14 protein-coding genes and 1 pseudogene are annotated in these 17,896 nt (G+C 42.2%); 7 read left to right on the top strand and 8 right to left on the bottom strand.

The genetic code is table 11. The features are described 5' to 3' along the window. Positions 1–140: 140 nt before the first annotated feature. Positions 141–458, bottom strand: a complete 318-nt coding sequence (locus tag V7L29_RS06120) for a DUF2605 domain-containing protein (protein ID WP_334734865.1) — start codon at positions 456–458, stop codon at positions 141–143. Positions 459–851: 393 nt separating this feature from the next. Here V7L29_RS06120 and thrS point away from each other — a divergent pair, with 393 nt between their 5' ends. Both thrS and V7L29_RS06110 read left to right on the top strand, forming a co-directional pair. Beyond that, positions 852–2,702: a threonine--tRNA ligase gene (gene thrS, locus V7L29_RS06115; RefSeq protein WP_334734864.1), complete on the top strand. Its 1,851-nt coding sequence runs from the start codon at positions 852–854 to the stop codon at positions 2,700–2,702. Positions 2,703–3,480: 778 nt separating this feature from the next. After that, a complete protein-coding gene (locus tag V7L29_RS06110; RefSeq protein ID WP_334734863.1) occupies positions 3,481–3,927 on the top strand; it encodes a hypothetical protein in 447 nt (148 codons plus the stop codon). A 229-nt stretch (positions 3,928–4,156) separates the two neighbouring features. On the opposite strand, the gene V7L29_RS06105 is transcribed toward V7L29_RS06110, so the two are convergent. Further along, positions 4,157–4,747: a HEAT repeat domain-containing protein gene (locus V7L29_RS06105; RefSeq protein ID WP_442944143.1), complete on the bottom strand. Its 591-nt coding sequence runs from the start codon at positions 4,745–4,747 to the stop codon at positions 4,157–4,159. A 274-nt stretch (positions 4,748–5,021) separates the two neighbouring features. On the opposite strand from V7L29_RS06105, the pseudogene V7L29_RS06100 reads away from it, so the two are divergent. Next, positions 5,022–5,891, top strand: a pseudogene (locus V7L29_RS06100) (Rpn family recombination-promoting nuclease/putative transposase). Positions 5,892–6,057: 166 nt separating this feature from the next. Here the strand turns inward: V7L29_RS06100 and V7L29_RS06095 are convergent. Then, positions 6,058–6,396 carry a hypothetical protein gene (locus V7L29_RS06095; RefSeq protein ID WP_334734861.1) on the bottom strand — a complete coding sequence of 113 codons (339 nt, stop codon included), beginning with the start codon at positions 6,394–6,396 and terminating at the stop codon, positions 6,058–6,060. A gap of 367 nt (positions 6,397–6,763) precedes the next feature. Beyond that, positions 6,764–9,289, bottom strand: a complete 2,526-nt coding sequence (locus V7L29_RS06090) for a cyclic nucleotide-binding domain-containing protein (protein WP_334734860.1) — start codon at positions 9,287–9,289, stop codon at positions 6,764–6,766. Between the two features lie 481 nt (positions 9,290–9,770). Here V7L29_RS06090 and V7L29_RS06085 point away from each other — a divergent pair, with 481 nt between their 5' ends. Beyond that, positions 9,771–10,409 (top strand): transaldolase family protein, encoded by a 639-nt coding sequence (locus V7L29_RS06085; RefSeq protein ID WP_334692341.1) that lies wholly within the window; start codon positions 9,771–9,773, stop codon positions 10,407–10,409. A gap of 427 nt (positions 10,410–10,836) precedes the next feature. On the opposite strand, the gene V7L29_RS06080 is transcribed toward V7L29_RS06085, so the two are convergent. Further along, the gene (locus V7L29_RS06080; RefSeq protein WP_334734859.1) at positions 10,837–11,589 is read right to left on the bottom strand and encodes a DUF1877 family protein; all 753 of its coding nucleotides are present in this window, start codon (positions 11,587–11,589) and stop codon (positions 10,837–10,839) included. A 79-nt stretch (positions 11,590–11,668) separates the two neighbouring features. Between V7L29_RS06080 and V7L29_RS06075 the strand changes: the two genes are divergently transcribed. Together V7L29_RS06075 and V7L29_RS06070 are read left to right on the top strand one after the other, a co-directional pair. Further along, on the top strand, positions 11,669–11,857 hold the full coding sequence (locus tag V7L29_RS06075; protein WP_334734868.1) for a hypothetical protein: 189 nt from the start codon (positions 11,669–11,671) through the stop codon (positions 11,855–11,857). 262 nt (positions 11,858–12,119) lie between these two features. Next, positions 12,120–12,695: a TMEM175 family protein gene (locus V7L29_RS06070; protein ID WP_334734858.1), complete on the top strand. Its 576-nt coding sequence runs from the start codon at positions 12,120–12,122 to the stop codon at positions 12,693–12,695. Positions 12,696–13,093: 398 nt separating this feature from the next. On the opposite strand, the gene V7L29_RS06065 is transcribed toward V7L29_RS06070, so the two are convergent. The 3 genes from V7L29_RS06065 to V7L29_RS06055 all read right to left on the bottom strand — a co-directional run bounded on the left by V7L29_RS06065 (position 13,094) and on the right by V7L29_RS06055 (position 16,643). Next, positions 13,094–13,834, bottom strand: coding sequence for an SDR family oxidoreductase (locus V7L29_RS06065; RefSeq protein WP_334734857.1), 741 nt, complete (start codon positions 13,832–13,834; stop codon positions 13,094–13,096). Positions 13,835–14,411: 577 nt separating this feature from the next. After that, on the bottom strand, positions 14,412–14,867 hold the full coding sequence (locus tag V7L29_RS06060) for a hypothetical protein (protein WP_334734856.1): 456 nt from the start codon (positions 14,865–14,867) through the stop codon (positions 14,412–14,414). Between the two features lie 459 nt (positions 14,868–15,326). Beyond that, the gene (locus V7L29_RS06055; RefSeq protein WP_334692350.1) at positions 15,327–16,643 is read right to left on the bottom strand and encodes an efflux RND transporter periplasmic adaptor subunit; all 1,317 of its coding nucleotides are present in this window, start codon (positions 16,641–16,643) and stop codon (positions 15,327–15,329) included. 518 nt (positions 16,644–17,161) lie between these two features. Between V7L29_RS06055 and V7L29_RS06050 the strand changes: the two genes are divergently transcribed. After that, the gene (locus V7L29_RS06050; RefSeq protein ID WP_334734855.1) at positions 17,162–17,704 is read left to right on the top strand and encodes a DUF3421 domain-containing protein; all 543 of its coding nucleotides are present in this window, start codon (positions 17,162–17,164) and stop codon (positions 17,702–17,704) included. Positions 17,705–17,896 lie beyond the last annotated feature (192 nt).

Genomic DNA, 17,896 nt, shown 5'->3' with positions numbered 1-17,896 from the left:
AAAGACTGTTAAGAAATTGTTAAGAAAATTTTACTATCTCTTTAACGACTGATCTAGGATCTTGCGTAGACCCAAAGGGGCTTGTCATTAGACATCATTAAGTAGTGTGCCGAAATTTAGTAGATGCTCCCGTCTGCTGCTTAGACTTCACGCCCTTGACGAAAGCGCATTGCAACATTCCAGCATTCTGTTACTAATTGATGCCAAGGCATTAACGTTGCCATATCAATTCCGACTTGTTTATCAGTAGCATTAAATAGCATCTTCGCCGTATTTAGTTCATCCTGCGCTTGCTTAACTCGCAAGAGCAAGTCAGATTGCTCTTGGTGACTCATAAATGATAGTTGCTCGGTTTCGAGTAAATGGCGTGATCGCGTAAACCAATGCTGAAAATCTTCCAGCAGGGGGTCTAAAACCGTTTTCAACAACTCAGTCCCTGGTAAATTCGAGTCTGACATAAATGAGAAGGATATTTCAAACTTGCTTACTAATATTAACGTTATTTATGTTTCTTAACATATTTTTGATTTCTTTCATAATTCAAAGGATGTAATAAATTGTAACAAATAACACATAATTGATTATATAGTCTTGATATCGGGTTTGTACAGTTCCTTTGGAGAGGCATCTATAGGCATAGCTGACACCGAGTTGCAATTCATAAGATAATTTAGTGATCGCGTTGAATCCTGAATTTGACAATCAGGTAAGCAATCAAAAATTTATCTTTATCCCTGATTAAAAATTAATTCAGTAGTTGGAACATAAAGCCGGACTGGCAAAAATCAAAGTCGTTATAGTTGAATAAGCCTACAGATTCAGATAAATCACCTTTTGTAATCACTTCGCCAATGGTTCAGCAGCCAATGTCGCTAAAATCATCGAATCAGTCAGAACCCTCAGAACAAGTTGAAAAAATTTATTTACCGCGTACCAGCGAATCGGACAACTTAAAAAAGATTCGCCACACTGCTTCCCATGTAATGGCAATGGCAGTACAAAAGCTGTTTCCCAAGGCACAAGTTACAATCGGCCCTTGGATTGAAAACGGTTTTTACTATGACTTCGACAACCCAGAACCATTTAGCGAAAATGATCTCAAAACCATCAAGAAAGAGATGGTGAAGATTATCAATCGCAAGTTGCCAGTTATTCAAGAAGAAGTCAGCCGCGAAGAAGCCGAACGCCGGATTCAGGAAATTAAGGAACCTTATAAGCTAGAAATCCTGGCAGATATCAAAGAGGAACCAATCACAATTTACCACCTGGGAAATGAATGGTGGGATTTGTGTGCGGGGCCTCATCTGGAAAATACCAGTGAATTAAATCCGAAGGCAATTGAACTAGAAAGCGTTGCTGGCGCTTATTGGCGTGGGGATGAAACCAAAGCCCAACTGCAACGCATCTACGCCACCGCTTGGGAAAGTCCAGAACAACTCACTGAATATAAGCGACGCAAAGAAGAAGCCCTACGGCGAGATCACCGGAAACTGGGTAAAGAACTAGGATTATTTATATTTTCTGACCAAGTGGGGCCGGGTTTACCTTTGTGGACACCCAAAGGTACTCTGTTACGGAGTACTTTAGAAGACTTCCTCAAGCAAGAACAGATAAAACGGGGTTATTTACCTGTAGTAACACCTCACATCGCCAGAGTAGATTTATTTAAAACCTCTGGACATTGGCAGAAATATAAAGAAGATATGTTCCCCTTAATGGCGGATGATCAGCAGTCAGCTGCCAAAGAAGAGGGCTTTGTCTTGAAGCCGATGAATTGCCCTTTTCACATCCAAATATATAAGAGTGAGTTACGCTCCTATCGGGAACTACCTTTGCGATTTGCAGAATTTGGTACTGTTTACCGCTATGAACAATCAGGGGAATTGGGCGGCTTAACGCGGGTGCGCGGTTTTACTGTGGATGATTCTCACCTGTTCGTCACTCCAGAACAGCTAGATAGCGAATTCCTCAGTGTAGTGGATTTGATTTTGTCGGTGTTCAATAAACTGCAACTGAAGAACTTTAAAGCTAGACTCAGTTTCCGCGATCCAGCTAGTGATAAGTACATCGGTGACGATGAAGTTTGGGACAAAGCCGAAAGTGCAATTCGCCGTGCAGTTGAAACCTTGGGGATGGAACACTTTGAGGGAGTTGGGGAAGCGGCATTTTATGGGCCAAAACTTGACTTTATCTTTAGTGATGCCCTAGATCGGGAGTGGCAATTAGGAACTGTGCAGGTAGATTACATTTTGCCAGAACGGTTTGATTTGGAGTACGTCGCTGAAGATGGTGTTCGCAAACGCCCAGTAATGATTCACCGTGCGCCTTTTGGTTCACTGGAACGGCTAATTGGGATTCTAATTGAAGAGTATGCAGGTGATTTCCCTTTATGGTTAGCGCCATTGCAAGCTAGATTACTGCCAGTGGGTGACACACAGCTAGACTTTGCTAAAGATGTGGTGACGAAAATGAGAGCGTTGGGCATCCGTGCAGAAGTTGATACCAGTGGCGATCGCTTGGGTAAACAGATTCGGAATGCAGAGAAAGAAAAAATACCCGTGATGGCAGTGGTGGGAGCAAAGGAAGTGGAAACCAACACCTTGAGTATCCGTACCCGCGCTTCTGGGGAATTGGGAGTCATACCCGTAGATGAGGTGGTAGATAAGATGAAGGATGCGATCGCTAAGTTCGAGAACTTTTAAAATCTAACCGCAGACGCACACTAATCACAATTGGTGTGCGTTTTGTTTAGTAGGTATAGAGGCTAGTACCGCTGCGCGGAAGTCAAAAGTCAAAAGTCAAAAGTCACGCATAATTGTATTTCGGGCTTTTGCGCCATTTGAAATGGTGAACCAGCGCTGCAGGAGGGAAACCCTGCCGCAGGCGACTGGTGAACCCGAAGGGTATGTTTATTTCCGCCGTGTTGTACTAGCTGGTAGGTTTTGGCAAAGGTGCAATGTCTACGACGAGCTTCTCTACGAGACGCTACGCGAACGCTTACGTAATGTATTTAATATCACGTTAGTTCCACGAACCTCTTCCTGCCTTGAACTAATTTCAAGTCTGTGCTTGTGGAAGTCGGAGAGGGACGGTTTTGCGTAATAAAACCTCTTATATCATGTCCGCTTGATTACTTATTAAACCCCAAGAACCCCACCCCACCAAAGCGTAGCTGTCTCCCCAAGGCTCATTAATGAAGTTTAAAGACTCGTTAACGGAGTTGAAAGACTCATTCACGAGTATCAAAGACTCGTTGACGGAGTTCAGAGGTGTATTCATCCAGTTCAAAGACTCGTTTCAATTTTAACTCTTCACTGCATCTGGAAAATCAAAAAGTATCACAGACAACAAAACCTTTCTCAATCACTGCACCCAAGAAAACTTTTTGAGTTATTCAAGATTGATAGGATTGATTCAAACACTTGTGGAATCTGCTTTTCCTAAACAGACTGGATTTGCATAAATTACTATCAACAATTTTTGACTGACATCATGAACCGCTTTACCTCTATCTTGCTCGCTGGCTTGATAGCATCTGCATCAGCTTTGGGTATTTCTCCAAAAGCTGATGCTAATGCTAATACACCAGTGGATTATCTTGCTGGGTTAGATAGCTACGGCTATCAACACAACGATGATGGTAACTACGAACTTCACAGTAGTCACCACAGACATGGTGATTATTACCGCGAGAACGACCTTCTCAACATTCGTTACAATGACCACCGCTATGAGCGCGATTATAATCGCCGTTATGAGCGTGATTATAACCACCGCTATGATCGCCATAATATTCGCAGAATTCGTGATCAGAACTACCGCTATGAGCGCGAAAATTACTACCGTTATGAGCGCTATAACAACCTTCGCAACATTCGTGATCATAACCGTCACCATGAGCGCGATCGCAACTGGGGTTGTGGTTAATTCCTCCGCCTTCATTTATTAAGCTTGGTTCCAGGTCAAAAGAGGCAGGGGAGCTCTTAGCAGGGGGCAAGGGGGAGAAACTGAGACGGAGCTTGTACTCCGCCCCAGATGAGCACTCTCTTATGAGCGGGGCTTCATACCCATGTTCCGCAACGCTTGTCGCAGAGGGAAAACAGAAAGTCGGCGGGAAAGCCCACTCCTTCAAGGGTGGGATGAGCTTAATTACGAATTACACCCTTGGGCGCAACAATTGCACGAAGGTATCGCTCACAGTATGGTCTTTGGTATCGGCGGCATATTGAACTAATTTTTCGTCAACGGTTTTATCCTTGAGGATGTTAGCGATGTCTTTGACGTAGGGTTTGGCTGCCTCCCCCAGATTTCCCAATGCTGATGCTGCACCTCTACGAACATAATTGTCAACGGTTTTATCCTTGAGGATGTTAGCGATGTCTTTGACGTAGGGTTTGGCTGCCTCCCCCAGATTTCCCAATGCCGATGCTGCATCTCTACGAACATAATTGTCAACGGTTTTATCGTTGAGTATTTTGGCAGCTTTTTGAGCAATATCCTCTGGTTTTTGAACCACCAATTTCAAATTTTTTAGATCATATTCATTGAATTTATTAAAAGCGAGTTTCTTTACTCCGTCATATCCATCATCAAGGGCAGCAACGATACTGTTAATCTGCCACGCTTCTGGTTCGGGCTTAGGCTGTTCTTTTGCACTTACCAAAGGCAGGGCGAGGAGGAAAGTCAACACCAGGGTAAAGAGAAAAAGGAAAAAGGGCAACGCAAATGCATTAGTATAATTCGTAATTTCTTTAGTAATAAAAGCTGTTTCTGCCCTTTTCTTGGTAGGGAAAGAGAAGGGAGTTAGGTTTTTACTAATAAATCAGGAACCGCCACAGTTATCTTTTTACTGTCTGATAACTCAACCTAGCTAGAAATGGAATATTAATGTAAATACTACAAGAATTTAAAAAGATACGCCCAAAGTATAATAATGAGCTTGCTTGAGCGATGGTGCGATGCCTACTCAAACCACTGCACGAGATAATAACAATACCTCGTTCGATTGTTGGCGATCGTCAATGTCCTTTGATAACCTCTGCAAACTACTGTCCGAAAAATATCCAGAACGTTTTGCCAGTTGGGTTTTGGGTACACCACAAACTTCCGTCAAAGTCCTCAAAACCGAATTGAGCATTGAACCAATTTGCGCTGATTATGTAACATTTTTACAACTACAAGGACGCATTCTCCACCTGGAATTTCAAACCAAACTAGAATCTACGCCACCCCTACCTCTGCGGATGCTAGATTATTGGGTACGCTTGTATCGTTTGTATCGTCTACCAGTAACATAAGTTGTCGTATTACTGCTTCCCCCTGCACCAGAAACGGTAATTGAAACTGCCTTTACAGTCGAAACTACTCATCACGAATATCGCGTGATTCGCTTATGGGAAGAAAATCCTGAACCATTCCTCAACGATCCAGCTTTGTTACCATTAGCACCACTAGCCGCAACCACGCAACCCCAAGCTTTGTTACAACAAGTTGTGGTAAAAGTTAATCAACTTGAACCAAGACAACGACCAGAAATTTCCGCTTACACCCAAATTTTAGCGGGGTTAAAATACAATCAAGACTTGATTCGACAATTATTTCGGGAGGGTATGATGCGCGAGTCAGTAATTTATCAAGAAATTCTCGCTGAAGGCGAACAACGCGGCGAACAACGAGAACGAGCGCTGATTCTCCGTCAGCTTACTCGAAGGGTGGGAGAATTACCCCAAGAGGTGCTAGACCGTATTGAAACTCTCTCCTTAGAACAATTAGAAAATCTCGGTGAAGCATTGTTAGATTTTCAGGCGATTCCCCAAGGGGGAACGGCAAAGCCGAACGCGGATTTAGAAGCCTGGTTTAGTACATTAGACATAGGAGTAAAAAAGACGTAGGCACTATTTATGAATTGTGCCTATCAGGGATTTCGGGCAACGCATAATTAATTTCACTCCTATGTCTATTATATGAATTTTTCCATTTGAGCCAATGTTTGATAGCGCTAGGGGAAAAAATAGTTTCAGAAGAATAAAAACGGGTTGAGCTTGTCAGATTGCCACATTAAAGTTCAATTAACTTGAAGCCCCAAGGTTTGAGAGCCGCTTCAGCTATTTTTGTATTTACACCTTCATAAACCTCCCATTCCAAGGGATGCTCTTTCGGATGTCCGTCGCCGACATTACCTGCAACTTTGATTATCGGACAGTTGGCGATGCGATCGCGCTCCAACCCTTTTGGCACTACTAACTCGATTTTGTGACCGACAAACTTCGCTGTACTTTCATTAGCTATAGATTCACGGATTAAACAAATATCACCAGCAGTCCCCCAAGTAGTTTGGTAGATGTGGAAAAACGATATATAGGTTGTTGGTTTGATGGATCTTTTTAGAACTTTCATTATCTGTAATCCTTATACTATGAGTGAAAAATCATATGAGTATTTTCTATCACGTTCGTAGGGAAGAATGTTTTTAACTCACATTTTGCACCTAGCCCAGGCAATTAGAAACCGCCTGGTGGAATATATGTGAAGCTCAAAAGACGATAATTGCCCACATACTAACTCCCAATCTAATCACTGCTAGGTGTTGCAGCATGAGCGATCGCTTCGCTAACCCCTTTGGTGTACGTACTGGTTGCCTTGCTCGTTCCTAGTCAGAGACTAGGAATGCCTAAAATGAAGCTCTGCCTCCCACAAAAGCGGCAGAGCCGCAATGAAGGTGCATTTCCAGGTAGAACCTGGAAACGAGATAGCCTTGGTGATCTCAAAAGACGATAATCGCCCACATACTAACTCCCAACCCAATCGCTGCTAGATGTTGCAGCATGAGTGATCGCACTGGTTGCTTGGCAATCTTTTGCGTTAATAATATAGTCAGCAACACTGAGAAAATTATCGTCGCACCTTGCAAAAAGGCAATCACAGCCGGGTGAGCAACCAATATTGGCAATTGTTCACCACTCAACCCAAGAGTAGCAAAGGTCACAGGTAAAATCCGCCCGCCTTCGCCTAAGCCTAAGCGCAGATAGTGAGCCAAATTTCCTCCTAAAACTAATGGTAGGTAGCCATAGGCAAGCTCTACAAATGATTTTGGTTTCCGGTTAAAGTTCAACAGTTTCAGTAAGCCATATACAGCAAAGGTAAAAATCGCTGGGATAATTAACACTAGCAGCGATAATCCCAAGTGCTGCCAAAAGTTAGTTAAATCCAGTTGTAACCCCAACCAAGATTGCAATTCTGGCAAGCGATGCAGATATATCCCACCCAACAGCAAAAACAATAATGCTACTTCGTAGGTACGGGGTACATGAGTTGTCCACAATTCAATACCAGGGGGACGCAAGTTAAACTCAACGGAACGATGGGGACAGGCTTTCAGACAAGTCATGCACAGTACGCAATCTCGGTTATCTTCCAACTGCGCTGGGTGGGAATATAAGGGACATCCATTAGTTTCCAGCCCTTCACCCTTTTGCGGCCCGCCTTTATAGCACTGATAAGTGGTGCAAGTGGCAGAGCAAATACCTTGCTGTGCGCGGAGTTCTGTCATTGAGAGTTTGGCAAATAAACCATTCATCCCACCAATGGGGCAGAGATAACGACACCAAAACCGCCGCTCAAAAATGGCAGAGAAAATCATTGCCCCAGCCGTAATTAACAGCAGTAAACATGCGCTAAGGTAAGCAGTATTTTCTAAATGCCAGAGTTCTTCCCATAAAAAAATCAGGGTAAATAATCCAAAGAGAAACCATCCGCCCCATTTCTCAGCTTCTTCTCTCGGCCAGCGCTTGAGTTTTCGAGGCCACAGCCATAAAGATAACTTTTGGGTAATTTCCCCGTAAATCATGAAGGGACAAACAGAACACCAGATACGTCCTAAAAAGGGAAAGAGAAATAAGAAGAAAGGCCACCACCAAGCCCAAAATAGATTTAATACGAAATTGCGATCGCGGGTTTGCGGGCCAATAAATAAGACTGCAACAATAATTGCAAAAGCCGTTGCAGTAAAACCATAGTTAATGCGATCGGGCCACCAGGGACTACGTAAAAACCGCCGCAAACGAGGAGAGGCATTTAACAGATTTACCCGAAATCGTTTTTTCTTAATTTCGGCTGGCCAGAAAATTTCTTCTGTTAATTCATTGGCACCTTCCGCTTGCACGATCGCCCGTTCTACCAGATTTTTCAATTCTTTGAGGTTGCCAGGAAAATCATACGACTGGAGGCGACGCACAGCTTCTGGAGTGATGTGCGGTTTCGGAACGCCTCTAGCCCGAATGTAGAGACTAGTATAATATTCAACCTGTGCCTGAACATCGGTTTTCCGCACTCGTAGCGGCGGTACTTTAATAATGTGACCAACAGAACGTTCAATTGTCGGCTGAGTTTTTTCTGAAACAATCAGAATTCTGGCTTTACTGGGGCGAGGTTCAGGTGCTGGTTCTCCAGAACGAGCCACGGGGGTATATGTGCCAGTTTTGAGTAAGTGCGTCACTGGAGGTAATAATTCTTCGGGCAATTCTTGAATGTTGTTGAGAACTAGAGTTCCTTCCCCCAACCATTCCAACAGTCCTGCTTTGCCGCCAGCGCGACCGAATAAATCTGCACCACTAGTTTGGAGAATACCACAATTTACTTTAATAATTGGTTCTCGCCGTTTCGGAGAACCAAAATGGATTAGGGCTGCTATGTTGTCTTTTTCTAACCCTGGTTCTCCAAAAATATCCACTGATTTGCGGTCAGCAGCCGCTTCTCGAATTTGCTCCCGCAGCCGCACCGCATAGCGACTTGTACCGATAATTCCGCGTTGCGCTTTGGTAACTAAATATGGTCGCAAGGCAATGGAACGTTCTTGTTCGTAGCCAAGTGCAGATGTCACCTCAGCTAACTCTTGAACCAATTGGCGGGAAAAAGCCAGAGCAATTTCGGGGTATTGGCTGACTAATTCACGGAATTTATCACCAGGCACAACCCACAAGTGACATTCGGTTACCGTAGTAATTGTGAATGGAGTTAATTCATCCAACAGCAATTCTTGAAGTTGAATCACTGCTCCAGGGAGGAATCCACAAGCTAAGGCTGCGTTGGTTTCATTGGTGCTATTGCTTTCGAGTTGACCTTCTACAAGAATATAAAGCGCTTCTGGAGGAGTGCCTTCGCTAACTAAGTCAGTTTCGGGTGGCACAACTTGTTCTTCAATTACTTGAGCGATCGCATTTAACACCTCAGGCGAGAGAATTCCTAAAGTCGTCCGTTCTTGTAGCCATGTAACTGTTTCTGGAGATGTCATATTAAGTTCTCCGTGTAGGCTGCTGTATAAGAAGAATTATCTCTTGAAAGAGGATGTCAAAATATCTGTGTTCAGTTGTTATTAATACACAATGTACAATATTTGTTGTTGCTGTTAAGCTAAAAACCTTTGTATTACACTCGTATTAAGCGTAAACTAAATTTGCACAGTGACAAAGGCTGATATCAAGGTAGCAGCAAGGTAGATTCGTCAAAACGAACTCACAACAGAAAGCAAAAGTGTGGGTAAATGAAATCAATGACGCTGTTGCATCCCTTGATACCTTTCCGGCGAGATGTGCCTTGGCTGCAATTGATGATGCCTTTGAAGAAGAAATACGGCAACTCCTTTACGGAAAGGGAAAGGGAGTATACCGGATTCTTTTTACCATTTAAGATCAAACCGTTGTAGTGCTTTGTGTGCTTCACAGCGCACGAGATATGAATGCAGAGTTATAGCAAGACTATTAAGGGGACGAATTATGACAATTTATCTAGACTCAGCGATCGCATCGGAAGCTGAAGTTGTTAAGCTTTGGGGATGGGTGAAAGGCATTACCACAAATCCCACGCTGTTGTCTCAAAGCGATACTCCACCAGAAACCACGCTCAAAAAATTGGTTGGCTTGACTTCTGGTCCTTTATACTATCAACTTGTGGCATCTGATAAAGCTCTTATGCTAGCTGAAGGTAGAAAAGCTTTCGAGATTATTGGTTCACAAACAATTTTGAAGATTCCCGCAACACCGTTAGGTTTTGAAGTGGTGGCGAGTCTATCACCAGAAATTACCTGTTCGGTAACAGCAATTTACAGTGCAGCACAAGCAGCAGTAGCACGGGAAGCAGGAGCTAAAATTGCCATAGCTTATGTAAATCGCGCGACTCGGTTGTTAGGTGACGGTATTGCTTTGGTGCGGGATATGGCTAGGGTACTCCAAGGCAGTGATACTAAAATCTTGGCAGCTAGTATTAAATCTCCCGAAGAAGCAGCCGCCTCATTGCAAGCCGGAGCGGATCATTTGACTTTACCATTGGCAATGTTGCAAGCGATCGCTACTCATGAATTTTCAGAAAAAACGGTTGAAGAATTTGCTAAAGGAGGTATTGGCTTAACAATTTAAGTTTTTGTGCTAACGACAGAAGTTAGTTTAGTAACGACAACTTGTTGTGTGATAACGACAGAAGTTAGTGTGGTAACGACAACTTGTTGTGTGATAACAACAGAAGTTAGTTTAGTAACGACAACTTGTTGTGTGATAACAACAGAAGTTAGTTTAGTAACGACAACTTGTGCATTATTACAGCTATTTTCAGGTAAATAGACTACATTCTACGGGCACAGCATTGCTGTGCCCCTACGAAAGATGTGGTTCAAATACATAAAACTGCTGTAACGACCAGCTAAACCTTTCAGTCCTACTTTTTTGAATTAATTATGAGTTTGTCAGATATCCCTAATCTCTGGGTTCCCTTGGTACTTTTAGGTTTAATTATTGTCGCTGCTGTATTTTTCAGTCGCAGCAAGTGATTACTAAGGCATTACAAAAGTTATGTCAGGTAAAGTAGGAGAGCCTTCTGCTGCCTAACAGTACTTTGGTAGTAATCAACAATTTCGTTGTAGTAATCTGTCATCCAATCCAACATTTCTCCTTCAGACCAGTCAATCCAGGGAACTGGTTCTGATTTCTGTGATTCTCGGATGAAACGATTCTGAAACCCCTCTTGTGAAAGTTCTAATAACCCATCAAGAATTTGTCCAACTTCATCACCTGATGATAGATACCGAATCGGCCCATAGCCAGTTTCATCACTAATTTCTGTGCCAGCACCAAAGGCATTAACTAAAGGCATACCATCCCATGCAGAGTTTTCTATTACTAAAAATGGCAGGAAATCTTTCTTATATCCTTTATCTACGATCAATTCTGGAATTTTCCCTTGAGAGGTAGCATAATAGCCAGGAACATACCCAGCTAATAGAAACGTTAATTCCAGCCAATCTTTGTGTAAATCTAGTTCGGGGTTTTCCCATTCAGTAAGAAACTGTTGTTCTAGTAATTGCCAGTCATAATTTTTTTTCCACTGTTTGCGATTTCCAGGAATGAACCTGCTTAAACCCTGACTTTTAGGCAATTTACCAAATCGCGCTTTCACTTCTTGTTTGGTTTTTTCATCTCCTATCCCATAAGTTGATTTTACTAACCATTTAGCATCACGAAATGCAGAAACAAGAAGTGGATCTTCTCTAAGCAATTCAAGTGTTGATTTAGAAATCTGTTTAATCTTACCTATGATTCCCATAAAAGTTTGTTGCAGCGCTTAACAGGCAATTGCAGGTAAAAACCGCATCAATTGGGGCGTTGATCCATCTCCCGATTTGGTGGTAGAGATAGACATCACCAGCTACACGGATGTGAATGACTACCTGTCTTATCGAGTACCAGAAGTTTGGTTGTTGAGGAAAAACCAGCTTGTGATTTACAGATTGCAAGGCGATATCTACACTGTTGAAACCAGTAGCCGCTATTTCCCTAACATCAATGTATCAGAGGTAGTTACAGGTCTTTGAAAATTGCCTACGAACGTAAGGATATTAAAGATGGAAAGATTTGAATTCAGCGTAATATGACTGATGTAGATATTGCGCGGGAATTAGTAGAAATTGGTGTGCCGAAAGAAAATACGTCCGTATACAGGGTATGGAGTAGCTTAAGGGAAAACGACCATAGCATATTGTCGTGCAGACAATCTTCATCAATGGCGGCTACTTGGTACGATAAAGTGCAGAGTGTTACAACTTACTCTCAAGTAAATAGAAAAGGAATGCGTATATGGTAAAAGGGAGATTAGAGGCATTCAGTGATGGGGTGATTGCCATCATCATCACTATTATGGTGCTGGAAATCAAAGTGCCGCATGGGTTCAATTTAGCCGCGCTGCGTCCCCTAATCTCGGTATTTCTGAGCTATGTGCTGAGTTTTATTTTTATCGGCATCTACTGGAACAATCACCATCATCTATTACAGGCAGTCCGGCACGTTAATGGGCATATCCTTTGGGCTAATCTGCATCTGCTGTTTTGGTTATCGCTAATCCCCTTCGTCACTGGCTGGATGGGCGAGAATCACTTTGCTGCTATGCCAGTTGCCCTTTATGGTACGGTATTGTTGTTGGCTGCGATCGCTTACTTCATTCTTACCCGCGTCCTCATTTATCACCACGGTACGGATTCGGCTCTAGCGATCGCAGTAGGTGGAACCTTTAAGGAAAAAGCATCGGTGGTGTTTTATGCTGTGGCAATTCCACTTGCATTTATGAACTCATGGTTTGCCTGTGCATTGTACGTTTTAGTTGCGGTCATGTGGCTTATCCCTGACCGTCGCATTGAAAAGACTCTCATTCCCTAAACGTATTTGTTCAGTATGTGATTGTATCGCCCTACAATGCGATTGTATCGATTCACAATGCGATTGCATCGACTAGCAAAAACAAACCCACCCTTTTTTTTACCTTGCCCTATCTAAAAACCTTGCCCTAATCACACAGAGGTATCCTAATACGGTTCGGATAAGCTGTTGAGGCTCTTGAGGAAAAAGAGTTATTGAGCAATAATTCTTTCTCAAAAACTGCTTAATAACTGCTCTTCCTCTCAAAAACAGCTGGCCTCAACTGATAACTTTCTTGGAGGGTTGAGGTTGGTTATCCCTCAATACGCTTGAGTTAAGCATTTTTTCTCTCCTTCTGCTTCCCCTGCTCACGTTTTGAAACAGACAATATCGCATTCATGAACATAGCTTTGATCATCTCACGCGGTTCCACCGTTTACACGGATGTTTTGCCCAGTGATCCACCTAGCTTCGTCGCTGGCAAGAAATGCTACTACGTCGGCGATTTCTTCCACCTCTCCCAGTTTACCAAAAGCAGCCATTTGGGCTAAATGGTCTATCTGTTCTTGTGTTTTGCCTTCTCGGAATAGTTCTGTATCGGTGGGGCCAGGAGAAATAACATTGACTGCGATCGCTTTTGCACCCAATTCTTTAGCTAGTACCCGCGTGATTTGTTCAACAGCACCCTTGGTTCCTACATAGGCACTATAAGTTGGCAGCATCATCGCCGTGGTTGATGAGGAAAAATTGATAATCCGTCCCCCTTCTGCCATGTGTTGCGCGGCTTGTTTGCAAGTAAAATAAGTGCCTTTGACGTTAATGGCAAAAATCTTGTCAAAATCTTCTTCACTCACCTGACTAATTGGTTTATAAAAGGCAATTCCGGCGTTATTGACCAAAATATCGACTTTACCGAAGCGTTCAAGTGTTTGCTCAAATAACCGTTGGATGTCGGGTACTTTGCTAACATCAGCTTGGATAGCGATCGCTTGTACTCCCAACTTTTCAATTTCCGCAACAACTTCCTGTGCTTTGCCTGCATTACCCGCATAGTTAACGACAATAGATGCGCCGTTCCCAGCTAACTTGAGTGCGATCGCTCGTCCAATTCCCCGCGATGCACCAGTGATAATTGCGACTTTTCCAGCTAAAGATGCCATAGATTAATCTGGTTTTATTTTGGTTCACCAAAGTAATTATCTGCTGTTAAAGTACTGTACCAAGATTAAATTTAGCGATCGCTGATATAGGAATCCGATTTTATTTCTAAAAATATACTGAGACTGAAAAGTCCGTTTTATCAGGGTTTTATCTGAAATTTTGTTCAGAAATTAGATATGAGTCCTATAGAAGGGACTATTTATAGCGCTTCTCAGTATCTCAGTCCAAAGAATGCTGCGTTGATCGAACAAACAGCAAATCAAAATCCCGCCAGTGACTTCAAGTAACCGTCAGGCGGGAGAAATGAAAATACTTTGCAAGAGCAGAGGATACGTGCGCTCTCTTCATGGCAGATTAAGGTTTGATGCGACTTGGCGAATATTGTTGAATATGTTGAGCTAAATTGGATGCCTGAGCGTTCTTTGATCTAAACCCAATCGCCCTACCGAACTTGACAGAATTTCAGTGCTGATAACGCAGGTATTGTCTTGACCATAATCTACAAACATCTTTTATAAATTGTCTGTCTTCGTTAACCAAAAGCTCATCTGGTTTATCAAATCTGCGTAGATTAAATTATTTTAAGAAGGGATTTTGTGAACCTATCCCTTCAATCATAATCGGCGGACATGTTGGCTCAGATAAGCGTGTTCCATTAAATGTAAAAGTAGTGCCGTTGGAATTGATAGCATTACCACTTATCCTCCGATCTGGAATAAAGTCTCCTGTTACTTCACCGCTAAGTGCAATACTTACTTCTGAAGTTGGTTGTGTGACTGCTTGCCAATTTCTCTGATCCTGACCTAGATTTGTACGGCTATAAGTAGCGTCTAGTCCAACAAAGCGTAGGCTGCTACCATCGTTGTTAAATTCAAAACAAGCAGTAAAATTATCTCCCAGACTTGAATTAACATTGACATTGTAACTTTTGCCCTCCACTCCAGCTTGTACTGGCGCAGCAAACAAGATTATTTGTCCAAGTAAACAAGTTAAAACTAAACTACACTTAGATTGGATGACTTGCACTGACATAATTGTTTATCTCCCTTAATTAATAAGTTAATTGTTTACCTTTACCTATTGGTGACAGGTTAAAGTCATTAACCATTTGTCAATAAGTAATGGGGCTTAAAATTCGTCAAAATCCAGGTTAGAAACGCAAATTTTCAGCCTGCGATGCCGTTCGGATAGCGTATAGTAGAGAAGGCTAGCTACGCTTACGCGTCACATTTAAAAGTATCGTTCATCCTTGCGTTAAAGCTTAGTATAAAGCTTAATTAGATACTCGATAGCATAGATAATTTACAGCGTAATCACTATTAATAAAACGAGTTATATCTTAAATTTTCATGAATGCTCTCTCTTAGGAGAGAGGTCAGAGTGTATTGCATACAAAAGATAAGCGCTATAGTTAACGCTCTTGGGTGAGCATTGGTAGGAGACAAGATTGAGAACTTCTCCCCTACTCCCTCATCTCCCCACTTTCCTTAATTAAGATTCTGGAACGATCGCAACACCATCCCTGAGATTGAGCAACCCTGAAATAATAACTTTATCTTCTGGCTGTAATCCTTCAATAACTTGGTAATTATTACCTTTAATTTCGCCTAGCTTCACTCGCCTTTGCCGAGCTACTTGTTGGGATACACCTTGGGGAGATTTTTCGGTTTCAACTACATAGACAAAAGTGTCCCCAGCTACACGAGTCATTGCTGTTGTGGGGATTAAAACTCCGGGGCGCTGATTCCAGAACACTCTAGCCCTTACTAATTGATCTGCACGTAGCTGACCATTAGGGTTGTTAAAAAGTGCTTTGATCAGTATTCCTTGTGTTTGATTACTGGCATTAGGTGCAATGAAATATACCCTACTTCTACCAAGCTTTTGACCTTGTGTGTTCATGACCTCTACTGGCATTCCTTTACGCAATAGGGCCCCTTGCTGTAGTGGCACTGAGATATTGACTTCTAAAGGTCGATTTTGTGTGATATTAACTAATTGTGTGGAAGTATTAACTAAATCACCGACTTTCACTGTGATGTTGCCAACTGTACCACTAAAGGGAGAGGTAATTTTGTCATACTGAAGTTGGACTTGTTGTTTTTGAGTATTTACATTACCTTGCTGCAAGGATTTTTCAGCCTGCAATATGGTGGTTCGTTGTGCTTGAATTCTGGAATCAATTGCATCAAGATTAGTCTTAGCATTGGCGAGGCGATCAGCAAACTGATTGCGAGTCTGCCGAGACACGGCTCCTTCCTCAGCTAGGGTGACAAACTTTTCGTAATTCTGCTGGTACAATTGCACATTCGCAACGTAGGATGGTCGTTGTGCTTCCAGAGATTTGAGTGTAGCGCGGGCATTTTCCAGTTGTAGTATAAATGCTTGAGGCACAGCATTGCTTGGAGCGATCGCTGCTTGTGGCGTAGAATCTACTTGGAGAATTGCCGTTCCTGGTGCAACTGGATCTCCCGATTTGACAAATATCTGGGTAACTTGGCCCTGAATCCTCGGTTGGAGCGTGAGTGAGCGTTGAGACTTTAGGCTAGCAATAAAATCTGAACTTTCTTCAATTATGCCGCTTTGTACTGTCGATATTTTTACTCTTACCCCTAGAGGTTGAGCATTTGCAGTTGAAGGTGCTGAATTTTGCGGAGTGAGCAAACGCCAAGCTATAGCTGTTCCGCCCCCTAACAATAGTAGTGCAGGTAAAAATAACCAAAGCCACCGCCGTTTTCCAGAAGGTGGCTCAAATGAGTTTTGCGGAGGTTTATCTCCAAAATCAGTTTGAGGCTCAGGGGATGTCATGGCTGATGAGGAACTTAAGGAACAAATTAACTAGAATTCAATCAAAATTACATCTGTTGATATTGAAATTACTGATTTGGCATGAGGTTTTGTGGCTAATTATGTGTTATCTCATCCAAATATACAGTTTTGATGATTCTGTCTAAATCTACCGAAAGGTGAATCCCTAATTTTCCATCCACCTATCATGGACAAGGTTTGGTGATGCTGGCATACCTATCTCCAAAAGCGATCGCTGCAACAGTGGTAGGGCAGTGGTGAGGTAGCGAGATGACTTGCTCTTGAATTGGCGAGGTAGGAGCTTTAGCTGAAATGTCCAGATTGTAAGGCTTCTAAATACTTTTTGGTTTACTGAATCTTGTAATAATGTAAATTTTTATTTTAAGAACGCATAATAACACATGAAAATATTAAATATGTTTTTTAATAAGTTGATTATTTTCAAAGATTAATTTATTATTCACCCTCTCCAAAAGGTTGATTTTACGATTTTTATAAAAATTGGGAGTTTATCAAATATGCAATTAAAAGCTATCGCAACAAATTTAATAAAATTTAATCGGATCGCTACACTGCTAGCAGTTGGAATAACAGTTTCTATAGGATTACCTGCATTAGCGGGTGTTTTATGGACTCCAGGAAAAAGCGGAACTTTACCTCGTAATGCTGTTGTAGGTGGCAGTCAAAATGGAACTAAACTATATGTTTGTCAAGCTATACATGATGGGGAGTATACACCTGGAAAGATTGCAGCACCAAATTATAAATATTGCTACATTCCGTGGGGAGGTAAAGAATATCATTACACAAAATATCGTGTACTAACAGGAAATAACTGGAAATGGATAAATTTTCAAAGTTCGTGGAAGAAGTTGCCTAATGATCGAGTTTGGGGGGGCAATGAAGATAATGGTAAAAACACATTATATGTTTGCAGAGCCATCCTTTCTACGGGATATGCACCTGGGAAATACTATCCACCAAACAAAATCTGCTACGTTTCATACGGAGGACTAGAGTACCAATATAAAAGCTATTTCCAAATACTAACTGCAAAATAAACTGGTACTTGACAACTTTTATTGAAGATGGAGAGAAGAAAAATGGCATGAGCAGATCCTCAAAAGGTCAACTCCAAAGATCATGCCAGCAAGAATTGTCGGCCAGTAACGCTATTTCAGTCCCTACCATACATTTAGGGACTGTAAAATCCGTGAATGCTGGACGCTACAAACTGGCTGCATATTTGTAGG

Origin of the sequence: Nostoc sp., assembly GCF_036916575.1 — a bacterium.
In the GTDB taxonomy this organism is placed as follows: Bacteria; Cyanobacteriota; Cyanobacteriia; order Cyanobacteriales; family Nostocaceae; genus Nostoc.
This window is presented reverse-complemented; position numbering and strand designations above follow the sequence as displayed.

What these genes read in the sequence shown, in the direction of transcription:
- V7L29_RS06060 (WP_334734856.1), bottom strand. Translation starts at nt 14,867, where the DNA reads ATGTCAGTGCAAGTCATCCAATCTAAGTGTAGTTTAGTTTTAACTTGT.
- V7L29_RS06050 (WP_334734855.1), top strand. Translation starts at nt 17,162, where the DNA reads ATGCAATTAAAAGCTATCGCAACAAATTTAATAAAATTTAATCGGATC.
- V7L29_RS06120 (WP_334734865.1), bottom strand. Translation starts at nt 458, where the DNA reads ATGTCAGACTCGAATTTACCAGGGACTGAGTTGTTGAAAACGGTTTTA.
- V7L29_RS06070 (WP_334734858.1), top strand. Translation starts at nt 12,120, where the DNA reads ATGGTAAAAGGGAGATTAGAGGCATTCAGTGATGGGGTGATTGCCATC.
- V7L29_RS06090 (WP_334734860.1), bottom strand. Translation starts at nt 9,289, where the DNA reads ATGACATCTCCAGAAACAGTTACATGGCTACAAGAACGGACGACTTTA.
- V7L29_RS06080 (WP_334734859.1), bottom strand. Translation starts at nt 11,589, where the DNA reads ATGGGAATCATAGGTAAGATTAAACAGATTTCTAAATCAACACTTGAA.
- V7L29_RS06085 (WP_334692341.1), top strand. Translation starts at nt 9,771, where the DNA reads ATGACAATTTATCTAGACTCAGCGATCGCATCGGAAGCTGAAGTTGTT.
- V7L29_RS06065 (WP_334734857.1), bottom strand. Translation starts at nt 13,834, where the DNA reads ATGGCATCTTTAGCTGGAAAAGTCGCAATTATCACTGGTGCATCGCGG.
- V7L29_RS06095 (WP_334734861.1), bottom strand. Translation starts at nt 6,396, where the DNA reads ATGAAAGTTCTAAAAAGATCCATCAAACCAACAACCTATATATCGTTT.
- thrS (WP_334734864.1), top strand. Translation starts at nt 852, where the DNA reads ATGGTTCAGCAGCCAATGTCGCTAAAATCATCGAATCAGTCAGAACCC.
- V7L29_RS06055 (WP_334692350.1), bottom strand. Translation starts at nt 16,643, where the DNA reads ATGACATCCCCTGAGCCTCAAACTGATTTTGGAGATAAACCTCCGCAA.